This is a genomic window from Stenotrophomonas sp. Nf1 (genome assembly GCF_003028475.1).
In the GTDB taxonomy this organism is placed as follows: domain Bacteria; phylum Pseudomonadota; class Gammaproteobacteria; order Xanthomonadales; family Xanthomonadaceae; genus Stenotrophomonas.
Window position 1 is genome coordinate 386,405 of record NZ_PYTV01000004.1, and the last position, 15,900, is coordinate 402,304.

Below are 15,900 nucleotides of genomic sequence, written 5' to 3' on the forward strand. Positions count from 1 at the left end.
GGCCGGCATCACGGCGCCTTGGCCGCGTGGTCCAGGGCGAAGTTCAGCGTAACCACGTTCACCCGCGGCTGGCCGAACACGCCCCACTGGCGTCCTTCGGTATGTGCCTGCACCAGCGCCTGCACCCGTTCCACCGGCAGCCCGCGGGCGCGCGCCACGCGGGCCACCTGCAGCTGGGCCGCGGCCGGTGACAGCTGCGGGTCCAGGCCACCACCGGACTGGGTGACCAGATCGGCCGGCACCTGCGCCGGCGCCACGCCTTCGCGTGCGGCCACGGCCGCCGTGCTGGCGGCCACGCGTTCGGCCAGCGCCGGGTTGCTGCGCGCCAGGTTGGAACCGGCCGCCGCCATCGGGTCGTAGTTGGCTGCCGACGGCCGCGCCTGGAAATAGCCTTCGGCGGTGAACGGCTGCGCCAGCCACACCGAGCCACGCACCTGGCCGTTGCCATCGCGCAGCAGGCTGCCTTCGGCCTGGCCCGGGAAGGCAAGGCCGGCAAAGCCGGTGGCGATGCCGGCATAGACCGCGCCGGCCAGCAGCAGCGTGGCCAGGCCCAGGCCGATCGCTGGGCGCCAGCTGGCACCGTCCTGCAGGCTGGCCACGCGGGCCTCGGCTTTCGGTTCGCGGGACAGGGAAGACGAAGTGGAAACAGAACGGTTCATGCGCCGAATACCAGGACAAGAAGGAGGTCGATCAGCTTGATTGCCGCGAACGGCAGCAGCACGCCGCCGAGGCCGTACACCAGCATGTTCCGGCGCAGCAGCGCCGTTGCGGTGGCCGGGCGGAAGCGCACGCCACGCAGAGCGAGCGGGATCAGCGCGGGAATCACCAGGGCATTGAAGATCAGCGCCGCCAGCACCGCGTTGCGCGGGCTGGACAGCTGCATCACGTTCAATGCGGCCATGGTCGGAACCGCGGCGGCAAACAATGCCGGCAGGATCGCGAAGTACTTGGACACGTCGTTGGCCAGCGAGAACGTGGTCAGCGCGCCGCGGGTGATCAGCTGCTGCTTGCCCACTTCCACCACCGCCAGCAGCTTGGCCGGGTCTGAATCCAGGTCGACCATGTTGCCGGCTTCCTTCGCCGCCTGCGTACCGGAGTTCATTGCCAGGCCGATGTCGGCCTGGGCCAGCGCCGGCGCATCGTTGGTGCCGTCACCGACCATCGCCACCAGGCGACCGCCGGCCTGTTCCTGGCGGATGCGCGCCAGCTTGTCTTCCGGGCGCGCCTCGGCGATGTAGTCGTCCACACCGGCCTCGGCGGCGATGGCGGCGGCGGTCAGCGGGTTGTCGCCGGTGATCATCACCGTGCGGATGCCCATCGCCCGCAGCTGCGCGAATTTCTCGCGCATGCCGTGCTTGACCACGTCCGACAGCTCGATCACGCCCAGTACGTGGCGGCCCTCGGCGACCACCAGCGGGGTGGCGCCATTGCGGGCCACCTGCTCGACGCGTCCGCCGAGTTCGGCCGGCACGCTGCCGCCGAGCGTCTGCACGTGGTTGCGGATCGCGTCCAGCGCACCCTTGCGGATCTGGCGTCCGTGTTCCAGGTCGACACCGGACATGCGGGTCTGTGCACTGAAGGCCAGGTAGTCGGCATGCTCCGGCTCGGCGGTAGCGCAGCCCTGTTCGCGGGCCAGGCGCACGATCGACTTGCCTTCCGGGGTCGGGTCGGCCAGCGAGGACAGCAGTGCCGCTTCGCGCAGCTGGCTGGCGTCGATGCCGGCCAGCGGATGGAAGTGGCTGGCCTGGCGGTCGCCGTAGGTGATGGTGCCGGTCTTGTCCAGCAGCAGCACATCGACGTCGCCGGCCACTTCCACTGCCTTGCCCGACTTGGCCAGCACGTTGGCGGCCAGCGCACGGTTCATGCCGGCAATACCAATGGCCGGCAGCAGGCCGCCGATGGTGGTCGGGATCAGGCACACCAGCAGCGCGATCAGCAGCAGCGGATCGACCTGCACGCCAACTGCAGCGCCGATGGCCGGCAGCGTTGCCACCACCACCAGGAAGGTCAGCGTCATCGCCGCCAGCAGCAGGGTCAGCGCGATCTCGTTCGGGGTCTTCTGCCGGTTGGCACCTTCCACCAGCGCGATCATCCGGTCCAGAAAGCTGTGGCCCGGCTCGGCGGTCACCCGCACGATGATCTGGTCGGACAGCACCTTGGTGCCGCCGATCACGCCGGAACGGTCGGTGCCGGCCTCGCGCAGCACCGGTGCCGATTCGCCGGTCACCGCCGCTTCGTTGATGGTGGCCAGACCCTGCACGATCTCGCCATCGGCCGGCACCAGTTCTCCTGCACTGACGATCACGTGGTCACCCGGGCGCAGTTCGGCGGCCGGTACCTGGGTCTCGGCGGCGTCCGGCTGCGGTGCGGCCAGCCGGCGTGCCACCAGATCCTGGCGGGCACGGCGCAGCGAGGCGGCCTGGCCACGGCCGCGGGCTTCGGCCACGGCCTCGGCGAAGTTGCCGAACAGCACGGTCACCAGCAGGATCGCGGTGACCGCCAGGCCGAAGCCCAGCGGCGCATTGCCGGTCAAGGTGACGATCGCTGCCACGATCGTGCCGGCCATCACCACCGCCATCACCGGGCTGCGCACCAGGTGCATCGGTGACAGCTTGCGCACCGCCTCGATCAGCGCACGGCGCAGGCCGGCAGCATCGAGCAGGGCAGGGCGCGGCGCATGGGAACTACGGGTTGAACTTGCATGACTACTCATGGGGGTGTCCTCAGTGCAGTCCCAGGCTCAGGTGGTCGGCAATCGGGCCGAGTACCAGCGCCGGCATGAACTGCAGCACGGTCAGGATGACGATCACCGAGACCAGGGTCAGGGCGAAGGTCGGCGTTTCGATCTGCAGGCTGCCGGCAGATTCCGGTGCCTGGCGCTTGGCGGCCAGCTGCGCGGCCACCACCAGCGGGATGATCAGCAGCGGGAAGCGGCCCAGCAGCAGCACCAGCGAGCAGCTCAGGTTCCACCACAATGTGGCGTCACCCAGCCCTTCGAAGCCCGAACCGTTGTTGGCATAGGCCGAGACGTACTCGTAGAACACCTGGCTGATGCCATGGAAGCCGGGGTTGGAGGTACCGGCCAGGCCGGGCACGGCCAGGGTGATCGCGGTGAACACCAGCAGGGTGATCGGCTGCAGCAGTACCAGCAGCGCCAGCAGGCGTACCTGTGGCGTCTCCAGCTTGCGGCCGAACAGCTCCGGCGTACGCCCGGTCATCAGGCCGGCCAGGAACACGCCCAGCAGCAGGTACACGATGAACTGCTGCAGGCCGCAGCCGATGCCGCCCCAGATCGCGCTGACCAGCATGTTGACCATCGCGATGCCACCACTGAGCGGCGCCAGCGAATCGTGCATGCCGTTCACCGAGCCATTGGAGACCTGGGTGGTCACCGCCGCCCACAGCGCGGTGCCATCGGCGCCGAAACGCACCTCCTTGCCTTCCATCAGCAGCGGGGTGGCGGCGCTGGCGCTATGGCCCTCGCTCCACATCATCGCGCCGGTGGACAGCAGCGACATGCCCAGCATGCAGCTGAACACCAGAACGCCGAAGCGTCGGCGGCCGGTGAATGCACCGATCATGAAGATCACCGCCATCGGCACCAGCAGGATGCCAAGCACTTCCAGCGCGTTGGACAGCGGCGTCGGGTTTTCCAGCGGGAAACTGCTGTTCGGGCCGTACCAGCCGCCACCATTGGCACCCAGCTGCTTGGCCGCGACCATCGCCGCCACCGGGCCCAACGGCAGTTTCTGCTCGGCCATGCCAGCGCTGGCGTCGATCGGCGTGGCCTGCGGCCCGCCCGCCATCGTCGACGGCACGCCCTGGCTGGTCAGCAGCAGGGTCCACACCAGGCACAGCGGCAACAGGAAGCGCACGCACAAGCGCACCACGTCCACGTAGTAGTTGCCGACCGCGACCTGGCGGTCATCGCCGGCCCCGGTGGCCGCCGCAGCCTGCGGCGCACGCGAGAACAACGCGCGCAGCGTGGCCACTGCCAACGCCAGGCCCATCATCGGCGTCACCACCTGCAGGCCGGTGATGCCGGTCATCTGCGAAAGGTAGGACAGCTGCGCCTGGCCCGAATAGTGCTGCTGGTTGGTGTTGGTCAGGAACGAGATCATCGTGTGCAGCGCGGTGTCCCAGCGCATGTTCGGGATCTGGTCCGGGTTCAACGGCAGCCAGGCCTGGGTCATGAACACGGTCTGGGTCAGCACCGCCACCACCACGTTGCTCAGCACGAACGCCAACACATAGCCGCGCCAGCTCATCGAACGCGATGGATCGACACCGAACACCCGGTACAGCGGTTTCTCGATCCAGTGGAACAGCACGTCGACCTTCATCGGCGTGCCACGCATCACCCGCGCCAGGTACACGCCCAACGGCCACGCCAGCGCAACGCTGACGGCAATAATCACAAGCATCTCAGTCATGTCAGGCTCCGTCAGAACGACTCGGGCCGCAGCACGACATAAAGCAGATAGGCGGCGGCGACCAGCACCAGCACGCCACACAACAACGACAGCCAGGGGGACATTGCAATAGCGTCCTGGTGGAACCCCTCCACCTCAGGCCGCCATCGTCGTCCTGCCGGCCATAAACGCACTACGCGCCGGACCGGGCCGGCGCGTAAAGAGTGCATAAATTCAGCGGGTCAACCCGTAACCAGACCCGCCTTCTGTATCCCCCGCCATGCCGGGTGATGCTTTCCGTAGAGTCGAGCTTGCTCGACTGATTCTCGGGCAGGAACAGTCGAGCAAGCTCGACGCTACGCAGGAATCACGGCGCCTGGCTCGCCGGCGCCAGCCCCTTCAGCTCGCGATAGCGCTGCAGGGTGCTTTCGATCTCGGCCTTCAACGCCTGCTGCTGCTGCGCGAACCCGGCCAGCAGCCGCTGCTGGGACTGCAGCTGCGCGTGCCGCTGGCGGATCGCCTCGGCCTGCTTCTCGGCCACCGGGGCGCCCCCCAGTTCGCGGTCGCCGGCGGCCGACAACAGCGCCACCAGCGATTCACGCATGCTGGCCACGTTGTACTCGGCCGTCTTGAGGTTGTTGTCCAGCACTTCCTGGCGTTCGGCGAACACCCGGCGCAGGTCGTCCTCGCTGCCATAGGTGGACAGCATCGCCTGCTCGGTGCGCTGGCGGGTCTGCACGGCCATCAGGTCCAGCTGCTGCTGCGCCGCAGCCGTGCTGGCCTCGGCGCGTTCGGCGTCGGTCAACGCGCGCTGGACCTGCGCATTGCGCAGGCCGCTCTTCGCATTGAACTCCTCGCGGGCGTGGTTGACCGCATCGGCCGGCAGCGAATCACTGCAGATCCGTTCCTTGCCCTCGTTCCAGCAGTACAGCTTCTTCTCCACCTTGCCGGGGTCGCGCGACTGCGCCGGCACGGTGAACGGCACGGCCAGCAGCAGGCCGGTGAAGAGAACAGCAGGAACGCGGGACATGGCCTTTCCCCTGGGTGGTCAGCGGGTCGAACGAACGCCGTACTGGGCCCGGTAGGCTTCCAGCGGCTGCCGGTAGCCCACAAGTTCCGGGTTGCCGGAGGCGAAATCAAGCAGGTCGGCCAGCGACGCCACGGCGATCACCGGGATGCCTGCTTCTTCGGCCACCGACTGCGCGGCCGAGCGGCGGTCGGATTCCGAAGCGATCTCCTGGCGGTCCAGCGCCACCACGATGCCGGCCGGGGTACCGCCGGCGCCGCGGATGATGGCCAACGCCTCGCGGATCGCGGTACCGGCGGTGATCACGTCGTCGACGATCAGCACGCGCTTGCCATTCATGTCAGCGCCGATCAGCTGGCCGCCTTCACCATGGTCCTTGGCTTCCTTGCGGTTGAACGACAGCGGCAGGTCACGGCCGCGCTGGGCCAGCTCGCAGGCCATCGCGGTGGCCAGCGGAATGCCCTTGTAGGCCGGGCCGAACACCACGTCGTACTTGATCCCGGTGGCGTCGATGGCATCGGCGTAGCAGGCGCCGAGCTGGGACAGCAGCGAGCCGGAGTCGAAGCGGCCGGCGTTGAAGAAATAGGGGCTCAGCCGGCCGGACTTGAGGGTGAACTGGCCGAAGCGCAGGGCATCGGCGGTCAGGGCCAGCTGCAGGAAACGGTGGCGGTGGTCGCTCATCAAAACTCGATTCATCTTCATTTGGAGCACAAATCCTAATCCAGCTGGGCGTTTCGCGCTCGTTTGGCCTGCTGTGAAGGCCCGCCCGGGGGCCGCCGGCGGACTGCGCAGCCCCGCAGGCAACCGGTATGCTTGCGCGGTTTCCCGCCGCAGGCTCCCCCGCATGCGCATCACCAGTGCCCGAGGACGGGCACTCAGGCGCGGAGAACGTTTGGTCGGCCTCGCACCGAGACCGGGCAAGGCGCTATCGGGACCAGCGGACCCTGTCAGACATTCAAGAAGCCACCCGTATGCACGCTGTGGCGCACTTCGCCGTGACAATGCCAGGCTGCTGGCGGGTCTGGATGCGTATGCGGTCGTGGATGGTGTCCGACACGCCGCTGCTGCCGTTGGTGACGCACGGCCCTGATTTCCAACCCTCAGTACGCCCCCGAGGTTGCTGCTGGCGGCGTAGGGGGGGGGTAAGTGATGCGATGGGTTTCAACGCGACCCATCTCATCAGCCAGCGGGACCAGTCGTTACCCGCCGACGGTTACGGTGCCGCTACAAGGGCCGCGACCGCACATCGGCGGCTCGTTTCCCCAGTTGCTTCCAGGACGGTCCATTCCGCCATTTCCGCCTGCAGCGCCACCGCCATCGCTGCCATCGCCACCGCCACCGCCACTTCCTTCGTCAATACGTACGGGAAGGGCTCCTTCGCGGGGCGTCTGTCCTTCGCCCACCCAGTTTGACTCAAAGTTCTCGTGATAGACGGTGCAATGCGTTGGATTGCAGATCTGATAAGTGGTCCCTGTTGCCCAAGCGAAAAGGGGTACGTAGTCGATTGGCGCACGGGAATCTTTGATGATCTCCAGCGTTTTTCCGTCCGGTACTGGTGACTCCACTCTACAATCCGTGCAGAAGTATGGCCCTCGCTCAAAGGCCAATGTGCTTGCGGCAACTGCAAGTCCTGCAGCGACCAACAGGATGAGTATTGCGTTTCGTTGCGAGATGTGGAGTCCGGTCCTACCTGCAGCACGAGTCATATATTTGATTTCCTTTTCTTATGGCAAGCGACAGTTGTCGTGCGCTCAGTGCTTTGTCCAATGTGCTTACTTGCTGAGCTGGAACCACCGACGGATCCGCGATACGAACAGCTTCAAAGTAGGCTCTGCTCGCAACTGGGTCCTCATCGATCAGTACGCCAGCGTGGTAGGCATTGCCAAGTTGTAGAAGTGCATCCACGCTTCCTTGGTCAACCATCTCTTCCAGATAGCCAGCGGCTCTGTGTTTGTAATCTTTCACGCGATCAGGATCACGTAGGAGTTCTGCGCGTCCGCCAAGGGCGGACTCTGAATCCGCGGCATAGAGGAGCCGTGCTCCTATATTTCCTTGCTCCGCTGCAAGCGCCAACCATTTACTGGAACTGAGTTCGTTCTCCACGGAAAGGTCGCTGCACGCGGCCACCACATCTTCCGGTGCGTGAAGTGCGCTACCTCTTGATGCACGCCTGCTGATATTCGCGCATTCATTGAGCTTGAGGAAAATTCCGTAGGATGCGGTGGCGTCTCCGGCTACGGCCTGCGAAGTGAGTTCCGCTATCACCTTGTCAACGGTCCCGGTTGGTACTCGGCCGAAATCTTCAACTGCGAAAGCTCTTCCGGACAGTTGCCGCACGCGAACAGCCCTGTTTGCCGGCGATTGTGGTGACGAGGCTGCAACGGCGGAGGTTGATGTACTCGAAGAATTTCCAGTGGCTGGTGCAAATGAAATGGTAGTAGTGTTCTTGCGCTCTGCCTCCGCTGTGTCTTTGGCCGTTGAGCAATACCAGATGCCTGACCCGATCAAGATCATGGATGCAGGCAGAAAGAAAAATGTACTTCTTCGATGCATTGCGTTCCCTTGGGTTGAAGATCGAAGGTTTGGCGGCACGTTGCGCATCAACCAACGGAAGGGATTGGCGCCTGATGACCGTTTGGTTAGTGCGGTCCGCAAGCTCCCGGCTGGTACTCATGAAGTCTTCATGTTCAAGCAGAAGTTCTCAGGTCAGCGGGGCGCTGTACATAGTGGTTTCCTCTGGCGTCTGGTAGGAAAAACCTTGTACTGACGTTGCTCTGAAAGTCAGAGCTGGTCCTTTCGGTTTGAGCTGGCAATAGACGGGCTTTGGTCCGTCGCTGCCGAGTTCCGAGGCCTCTGGTTTGGCAGATGTCACTGAAGTAGAGCTTTCACGGCTGGTACGCCGTCTATTACCCACCGTCCGCCACGTCTCAGCCGGTGCGACTGGGCTGGAGCACGATCATGGTTCCTTCACCCCATTGGCGGCTTCATGAAAATTCCCGTTCTGCGCTCTCCGCGGTCGGTGTAGTCGATTGCAGAAGCGTTGCTGGTTCATGTTCCGAGCGGGAGGACGCCGACTCCCTGCTTCACCTGTCGTGCGACGTAGAGCCCGTGAACGAATATGGCTGGGTGGACTACTACGTCCACAATGGGGTCTGCCCGGTAGATGCCATGGACGCGAAGGAGCTGGTGCGTACCGCCGTCCGTCAGTGGGGCATGGCCAGGAAGCCCGACTACTTCGTCGCCCAGGTGGCCTCCGATCGGTAGCATTGGAGCGCAGCCGGAAGTAGGCTTGCCGACGCAATGTGTTGGTACACAGCGCCTGAAGCAGTTGGTACTGGTGTTGGTACGGAAGGCACTAAGCCCAATAGACCTCATTTAAGAACAATAGGTTACCGTGACTTTTCGCATCATCAGCTTCAACGCCAATGGCATCCGTTCGGCCGCAACCAAGGGCTTCCTCGACTGGTTCCGGGCCCAGGACGCCGACGTCCTGTGCATCCAGGAAACCAAGGCCCAGGAAGACCAGCTGACCGACCCGATGTTCCGCCCGGACGGCCACCACTGCTTCTACCGCGACGCCATCACCAAGAAGGGCTACAGCGGCGTGGCCATCTACAGCAAGCGCGAGCCGGACCAGGTCATCACCTCGCTGGGCTGGGCCCCGTTCGACGACGAAGGCCGCTACATCGAGGCCCGCTACGGCAACCTCAGCGTGGTTTCCTTCTATATCCCGTCCGGCAGCTCGGGCGACCTGCGCCAGGGCTTCAAGTTCGAAGTGATGGAATGGCTGCGGCCGATCCTTGAAGAGTGGGCGCGCAGCGGCCGCGACTACGTGCTGTGCGGCGACTGGAACATCGTGCGTTCAGCGCTGGACATCAAGAACTGGAAGTCCAACCAGAAGAATTCCGGCTGCCTGCCGGAGGAGCGCGACTGGCTCAACGCCCTGTGCGCCGACCACGGCCAGGCCACCGATGTCGCCGCCGGCCGTGGCTGGGCCGATGCCTACCGCCTGCTCAACCCCACCGGCGAGGACTACACCTGGTGGAGCAACCGCGGCGCCGCCCGCGCCAACAATGTCGGTTGGCGCATCGACTACCAGTTCATCACCCCGGGCCTGCGTGAGCGCCTGCGCAGCTGCTCGATCTACCGCGACGAGCGCTTCTCCGACCACGCCCCGTTCACCGTGGACTACGACCTGTGACCGAGGCGGCCACGCCGGCCAGCTACAAGGGCTGGGCCGGGATCAAGCGCGCCTTCGGTACGCCCTCGGCACTGACCATGGCCATGCTCGGCTTCGGCAGCGGGCTGCCGTTCCTGCTGATCGCCTCGCAGACCCTGTCCACCCGCCTGCGTGATGTCGGCCTGGACCTGGGCAGCATCGGGCTGATCAGCCTGGCCAGCTTCTTCTACCTGCTCAAGTTCCTGTGGGCGCCGCTGCTGGACCGCTACGCCTTCCCGCTGCTCGGCGGGCTGGGACGCCGGCGCTCGTGGCTGCTGGTATCGCAGGTGATGGTGCTGGTCGGCCTGGTGGCGTTGGCATTCGTACGCCCCGAGCAGGGGGTGTGGCCGCTGGTGGCGTGGGTGCTGGTGGCCTCGTTTGCCGGCGCCACCCAGGATTCGGCGGTCGATGCCTACCGTATCGAGATCGCCCCGCAGACCGCCCAGGCCGCACTGGCCGCCACCTATACGCTGGGCTACCGGATCGGCCTGATCCTGGCCGGGGCCGGCGCGCTGTACCTGGCCCAGTTCGAAGGCTGGATCATCGCCTACCTGGCGATGGCCGCGCTGATGCTGCTGCCGATCATCACCACCCTGCTGTGCGCCGAACCGGAACGTCCGGCCACCATCGTGCAGCGGCGCATCGACGTGGCCGAAGCGTTCGTGCAGCCGATCACCAGCTTCTTCAGCCGCAATGGCGTGGCGCTGGCCCTGGTGCTGCTGGCGTTCGTCGGGTTGTTCAAGTTCCCCGACCAGGTCATCGGGGTGATGGCCGGTCCGTTCTATCTCGACTCGGGCTTCGACAAGGCCGACATCGCCACGGTGTCCAAGCTGTTCGGCGTGTGGATGGGCATCGGCGGCGCGTTCCTCGGCGGCATCGCGGTGGCGGCCTTCGGCTTCCGTCGCATGCTGCTGGTCGCCGCGCTCGGCGTCGCGCTGTCCAATCTGGCCTTCCTGCTGATGGCGCACAACCCGGGCAAGCTGTGGGCGTTCTATGCTGCGCTCAGTGCCGACAACCTGTTCCAGGGCTTCGCCGGCACCGTGCTGGTGGCCTTCATGTCCTCGCTCACCGACCGCAATTTCACCGCCACCCAGTACGCGCTGCTGGTGTCGCTGGCCAACCTGCCCGGCAAGTTCGTCGGTGGCGTGTCCGGCTATATCGTGGAAGCCACGTCGTACAGCACGTTCTTCATCCTCAGCTCGATCACCGTGGTGCCGACGCTGCTGCTGCTGGCGTGGCTGTGGCCGCGCATCGTCGACCGGACCCCGCCACCGGCGGCCTGATTGCCTGCCCGCCCGGTCTGCGGGATCATCGCCCCGACGCGCCGAGGGGGCGGTGCCTTGCGAACGGGGAAGTGAGCATGGCCGACGTTGTGCTGCGGGACCTGGACCCGCTGCTGCTGGAACGCATCCGTCGGGTCGCCGTGGCCCGCGGCTGGACCCATGAACAGACCTGCGCCGCGCTGCTGGAGCAGGGGCTGTTCAGTAGTGAACTGGAGGTCCGCTCCGGCTTCGGCGATCCCGAAGTCGACGCACTTTCTGATGCCATCGCCGCGCTGCAGGCCCTGCCGGCAGGGCAGGGCTTCGATTGATCTGATCGCTGCTCGCCGGGCATGGCCCGGCGCTACCACGTGCTTTTGTAGAGTCGAGCCATGCTCGACTGCTTCTGTTCACGCCAGATGGATCGCACCCAGGATCCGCGGCCCCTTGGCCCCGGTCACGCTCGGCAGGTTGCCGGCCAGTCCGTCCAGCGTCCGCTGTGCCAGCCACGCAAACCCCATGGCTTCCACATACTCCGGGTCCAGCCCATGCACCGCGCTGGACTCCACCTGCACGCCCGGCAGCCGTGCGCTCAGCCGCTTCATCAGCTGCCGGTTGCGCACGCCGCCGCCGCACACCAGCAACCGGCGCGTCTGCGGCTGCTGCGCCAGCAGCGCGTCGGCCACCGTCGCCACGGTCAGTTCCAGCAAGGTGGCCTGCACGTCGGCGGCGGCAAACTGCCCTTCGCCCATGTGCATCTCGGCCCAGGCCAGGTGGAACTGTTCGCGGCCGGTGCTCTTCGGCGGCGGCAGATCGAACCACGGGTCCGAACGCCAACCGGCCAGCAGGCTGTCATCCACCGCACCGCTGGCTGCGTAGGCGCCGTCGGCATCGAAGGTGCGTCCGGTGTGGCGCTGGCACCAGGCATCCATCAGCGCGTTGGCCGGGCCAGTATCGAAGCCACGCACCTGTCCCTCGCGCGGGATCAGGGTCAGGTTGGCGATACCGCCCAGGTTGAGCACTGCACGGTCCTCGTCGGCCGCGCCCAGCATGCCCAGGTGGAAGGCCGGCATCAGCGGCGCGCCATGGCCCCCGGCCGCCACGTCGCGGCGACGGAAGTCGCTTACCGTGGTGATCCCGGTCAGTTCGGCGATGCGGTTGCCATCGCCCAGCTGCACGGTGAACGCCGGGTCGGCCAGTGGCCGATGGCGTACGGTCTGCCCGTGCGAGCCGATCGCACGCACCTGGCGGCGGTCCACGCCGGCCTCGGCCAGCAGCTGGTTGGCGGCCTCGGCGAAGTGGATGGCGATCCGCGCATCCAGTTCGCCCAGTTCCTCCAGCGAGTCCAGCGGACCGCCTTCGCCCAGCGCCACCAGGCGTGCGCGCAGCACCGGCTCCCAGCGGGCGGTCAGCCCGTGCACGAAGCGGCAGCCACCGCTGTCGGGGAACTGCACCAGCGCGGCATCGATGCCGTCGGCGCTGGTGCCCGACATCAGGCCAAGGTACAGGGGGGCGTCAGTGGCGGCAGTGGTGTTCATGGCGGGCATAAAAAAAGGACGCGGCAAGCTTGGGCTGCCGCGTCCTTCTTCGTCAACGCAGGGGTTCAGCCGCGCTTGCGGCCGGTCGCCTGCTTGTCCTTGGCGCTGGCCACCTCGGGGGCGGCCTCGTCGCGGCTGGTCGGGGCCGGGCTGGCATCGGCGTAGATCAGCTTCTCCATGCCCTGGATGCGGGCCATCGCCGGCGCGGTCTGCGCGCGGAAGGCCACCAGCTCGGCGCCCTTCAGCGGCTCCGGCGGCGGCATGGTCACGGTCAGCGGGTTGCGGTGCTCGCCGTTGACGCGGAATTCGTAGTGCAGGTGCGGGCCGGTAGCCAGGCCGGTCGAGCCGACATAGCCGATCACCGTGCCCTGCGCCACGCGCTGGCCGGTCTTGATGTTGGCAAAGCGCGACATGTGCCCGTACAGGGTGGTGTGGCCGCGGCCATGGTCGAGGATCACCACGTTGCCGTAGCCACGCTGCACGCCGGCAAACTGCACGCGGGCGTCGCCGGCGGCCATGATCGGGGTGCCGGTACGCGCAGCGTAGTCCACGCCCTTGTGCATGCGCATCTTGCCCAGCACCGGGTGCTTGCGCGCGCCGAAGGTCGAGCTCAACCGTGCGAACGGGATCGGCATGCGGATGAAGCTCTTCTTCAGCGAACGGCCGTTGATGTCGTAGTACTCGGACTTGCCGTTGCGGTCGAAGCGGAAGCCGGAATAGGTCTTGCCACCAGTGGTGAAGGTCGCTGCCAGGATCTTGCTGGTGTCCACCTTCTCGCCTTCGCGCCAGGTTTCATCCATCACCACGCTGAAGCGGTCGCCCGGCTGCAGGTCCTTGGAGAAGTCGATGTCGTACTTGAAGATGTCGTCGGTCATCGTCGCGATCGCCGACGGCGACAGCCCGGCCCGGCGCGCGGCGGCGTACAGCGAACTGGTGATCTCGCCGCTGGTCACCACCGTGCGCGTGGAGGTCTCGCGCTGGGTCACCTTCTCCTTGATGTCATCGCCGGCCAGGCTCAGTTCGACCCGGTTGTCGGCATCGCGGTCGAAGCGGATGCTGCGCAGGTCGCCCGACAGCGGCATGTCGAAGGCGATCTCGGCCCCCGGCCGCAGCTTGGTCAGCGCCTCGCGCGCGCCGGGGTGGTCCAGCACCCGGTGCAGGGTGGTGGCCGGGATGCCGGCCTTGTCGAACAGATCGCTCAGGGTCTGGCCGCGCTGCACGCGCAGCACCTGCCAGCTGTCACCGGGCACCTGCTGCTGGCGGGCCAGGGCCAGCGGCGGCAACGGCAGCGCCAGGCTGGTGTGGCTGTCGGCGAAGGGCGCATCGATGGTGTGCGAGAAGCCGGGGACGATCGTCGCCACCAGCGCACCGATGGTCGCAAACAGGCTGGCATGCATCCAATGGCGCCGGGTCCAGCGCTCGTTGAAGGCGGCGGGAAGGTGTTGCCTGAGCTTCCGATGCAGGGCGTTGTCGTGCAGGACGTGGAGTCGTTCCTGGAAGCGCTGCTTGCGTGCGCGCCCTTGTTCGGAATTGTGCATCGGCGATTTTTCCTGACGGCCCGGGAGCGCGGGCCTAAACGCCGGTTACCATAGACACCTGAGAAAACCGCGTCAAACCCTTGTGCCCATTGGCTTTTGTGAAGCCAATCGGGTTAACTTTGCTTTAACACCCCACACAAGAATCGGCGTTGCCGGGAGTAGTCACGTGTCCTCGATTGAAGAAGCCCTTGCCCTGATCGGCCGTGGTGCCGACGAGATCCTCAAGCTCGAGGATCTGCGTGCGCGCCTGCAGGAAGGCCGTCCGCTGCGGATCAAGGCCGGCTTCGACCCCACCGCGCCGGACCTGCACCTGGGCCATACGGTGCTGCTGAACAAGATGCGTCAGTTCCAGGACCTTGGCCACCAGGTCATCTTCCTGATCGGCGACTTCACCGGCATGATCGGCGACCCGTCCGGCAAGAGCCTGACCCGCAAGCCGCTCAGCCGCGAGGACGTGCTGGCCAACGCCCGCACCTATGAGGAGCAGGTGTTCAAGGTGCTGGACCGCAGCCGTACCGAAGTCCGCTTCAATTCGGAGTGGTTCGGCAAGATGGGCGCGGCCGACATGATCCGCCTGGCCGGCCAGCACACCGTGGCGCGCATGCTCGAGCGCGACGACTTCGCCAAGCGCTACGCCGCCCAGCAGTCCATTGCCATCCACGAGTTCCTGTACCCGCTGGTGCAGGGCTACGACTCGGTGGCCCTGGAAGCCGACGTTGAGCTCGGCGGTACCGACCAGAAGTTCAACCTGCTGATGGGCCGTGGCCTGCAGGAGCACCATGGCCAGAAGCCGCAGGTGGTGCTGACCATGCCGCTGCTGGAAGGCCTGGACGGCGTCAACAAGATGTCCAAGTCGCTGGGCAACTACATCGGCATCAGCGAGCCGGCCATTGATATCGTCACCAAGACCATGAAGGTGGACGACACGCTGATGTGGCGCTGGATCGAGCTGCTGTCGTTCGACATCAGCCAGGCCGAAGCGGTGCAGCTGCGCGAGCAGGTGGCCACTGGCGGCCTCAACCCGCGCGTGGTCAAGCTGCGTCTGGCGCGTGAACTGGCGACCCGCTTCCACGACGCCGCCGCGGCCGAGCAGGCCATTGCCGGCTGGGAAGCGGCGGTGACCGGGCAGGGCGACATCACCCAGCTGCCGCTGCAGGACGTGGCGATCCCGGCCGAGGGCCTGCGGATTGCCGCGCTGCTGACCGCGGCCGGGCTGACCCCGAGCAACTCCGAAGCCAACCGCAAGCTCAAGGAGCGCGCGGTGAAGGTCGACGGCGAAGTAGTGAAAGATGGCCAGCAGGTGCTGCAACCGGGCTTCGAAGGCCTGCTGCAGGTCGGTAAGCGTACGTTTGCCCGCGTGCGCCTGGTCGCTGCCTGAGACAAAGGAAGGGCCGGCGCCAGCCGGCCCTTCCTTAGGCTCTTGTGGAGCCGAAGGCAACGGCAGGAGCCGTTGCCAACGTCGCTTGCGACGGCCGGCAGGGGGCCGGGCAGGACGCCCGGCATAGCCCACGCTCGGCTGCTCTTCACGGGGTCCTCCCGCAGCGCGCCGGATGAACGGATGCAACATCCGTTGAAAAAAATCGCCACACCCCCTTCACAAATGATGCAGATGGGGACATACTTCTCCTCCCCCGTCGCAGGGGTCGCCACCAAGGGGCTTCAGCGACAACAGGGCGCCCACCACCGACGAACGAGATGATCGAACGAGGGTGTTGACAGACTGAAAAAGTCTGACATAATGGGCGGCTCGCTACGAAGGAAACTTCGCAGCACACGGGAGCGGCGCTGAGGCCACTTCCCCGGATCTTTGAAAGTATGCGCAGGTATCTTGTGAAGGCGCCTGCAGGAAGGATGATTGTCCATCTTGCAGACGTTTGATCAAGCAACTATTAATTGTTTTAAAGCAA

At 66.0% G+C, this 15,900-nt stretch carries 14 protein-coding genes; 4 read left to right on the top strand and 10 right to left on the bottom strand.

Features of this window, described 5'->3' with window-relative positions:
* Window positions 1–8: 8 nt before the first annotated feature.
* From kdpC to C9412_RS20540, 8 genes are all read right to left on the bottom strand, one after another.
* Window positions 9–659 (bottom strand): potassium-transporting ATPase subunit KdpC, encoded by a 651-nt coding sequence (gene kdpC, locus C9412_RS10470; RefSeq protein ID WP_107231545.1) that lies wholly within the window; start codon window positions 657–659, stop codon window positions 9–11.
* Window positions 656–2,713, bottom strand: coding sequence for a potassium-transporting ATPase subunit KdpB (gene kdpB, locus C9412_RS10475; protein WP_107231546.1), 2,058 nt, complete (start codon window positions 2,711–2,713; stop codon window positions 656–658). Before kdpB ends, kdpC begins: the two co-directional genes overlap by 4 nt.
* A 10-nt stretch (window positions 2,714–2,723) precedes the next feature.
* Window positions 2,724–4,433: a potassium-transporting ATPase subunit KdpA gene (gene kdpA, locus C9412_RS10480; RefSeq protein WP_107231547.1), complete on the bottom strand. Its 1,710-nt coding sequence runs from the start codon at window positions 4,431–4,433 to the stop codon at window positions 2,724–2,726.
* Window positions 4,434–4,444: 11 nt separating this feature from the next.
* Window positions 4,445–4,537, bottom strand: coding sequence for a potassium-transporting ATPase subunit F (locus tag C9412_RS10485; RefSeq protein ID WP_005407770.1), 93 nt, complete (start codon window positions 4,535–4,537; stop codon window positions 4,445–4,447).
* 242 nt (window positions 4,538–4,779) lie between these two features.
* Window positions 4,780–5,442 (bottom strand): hypothetical protein, encoded by a 663-nt coding sequence (locus C9412_RS10490; RefSeq protein WP_107231548.1) that lies wholly within the window; start codon window positions 5,440–5,442, stop codon window positions 4,780–4,782.
* A gap of 18 nt (window positions 5,443–5,460) precedes the next feature.
* Window positions 5,461–6,120 (bottom strand): orotate phosphoribosyltransferase, encoded by a 660-nt coding sequence (gene pyrE, locus C9412_RS10495; RefSeq protein ID WP_057498237.1) that lies wholly within the window; start codon window positions 6,118–6,120, stop codon window positions 5,461–5,463.
* A 1,005-nt stretch (window positions 6,121–7,125) separates the two neighbouring features.
* Entirely contained in the window at window positions 7,126–7,704 is a 579-nt protein-coding gene (locus tag C9412_RS20535; protein WP_146160148.1) for a sel1 repeat family protein, read from the bottom strand.
* A 37-nt stretch (window positions 7,705–7,741) separates the two neighbouring features.
* On the bottom strand, window positions 7,742–8,113 hold the full coding sequence (locus tag C9412_RS20540; RefSeq protein ID WP_146160149.1) for a hypothetical protein: 372 nt from the start codon (window positions 8,111–8,113) through the stop codon (window positions 7,742–7,744).
* A 720-nt stretch (window positions 8,114–8,833) separates the two neighbouring features.
* On the opposite strand from C9412_RS20540, the gene C9412_RS10505 reads away from it, so the two are divergent.
* From C9412_RS10505 to C9412_RS10515, 3 genes are all read left to right on the top strand, one after another.
* Window positions 8,834–9,640 carry an exodeoxyribonuclease III gene (locus C9412_RS10505; protein WP_107231550.1) on the top strand — a complete coding sequence of 269 codons (807 nt, stop codon included), beginning with the start codon at window positions 8,834–8,836 and terminating at the stop codon, window positions 9,638–9,640.
* Entirely contained in the window at window positions 9,637–10,941 is a 1,305-nt protein-coding gene (locus C9412_RS10510; RefSeq protein ID WP_107231551.1) for an MFS transporter, read from the top strand. The genes C9412_RS10505 and C9412_RS10510 overlap by 4 nt, the downstream gene beginning before the upstream one ends.
* Before the next feature lie 77 nt (window positions 10,942–11,018).
* The gene (locus C9412_RS10515) at window positions 11,019–11,249 is read left to right on the top strand and encodes a hypothetical protein (RefSeq protein ID WP_005420465.1); all 231 of its coding nucleotides are present in this window, start codon (window positions 11,019–11,021) and stop codon (window positions 11,247–11,249) included.
* 78 nt (window positions 11,250–11,327) lie between these two features.
* Here C9412_RS10515 and C9412_RS10520 read toward each other — a convergent pair whose 3' ends face one another.
* Both C9412_RS10520 and C9412_RS10525 read right to left on the bottom strand, forming a co-directional pair.
* Window positions 11,328–12,455, bottom strand: a complete 1,128-nt coding sequence (locus tag C9412_RS10520; RefSeq protein WP_107231573.1) for an anhydro-N-acetylmuramic acid kinase — start codon at window positions 12,453–12,455, stop codon at window positions 11,328–11,330.
* Window positions 12,456–12,520: 65 nt separating this feature from the next.
* Window positions 12,521–13,993: a peptidoglycan DD-metalloendopeptidase family protein gene (locus tag C9412_RS10525; protein WP_107231552.1), complete on the bottom strand. Its 1,473-nt coding sequence runs from the start codon at window positions 13,991–13,993 to the stop codon at window positions 12,521–12,523.
* Window positions 13,994–14,159: 166 nt separating this feature from the next.
* Here C9412_RS10525 and tyrS point away from each other — a divergent pair, with 166 nt between their 5' ends.
* The gene (tyrS, locus tag C9412_RS10530) at window positions 14,160–15,371 is read left to right on the top strand and encodes a tyrosine--tRNA ligase (RefSeq protein WP_107231553.1); all 1,212 of its coding nucleotides are present in this window, start codon (window positions 14,160–14,162) and stop codon (window positions 15,369–15,371) included.
* Window positions 15,372–15,900: the final 529 nt, after the last annotated feature.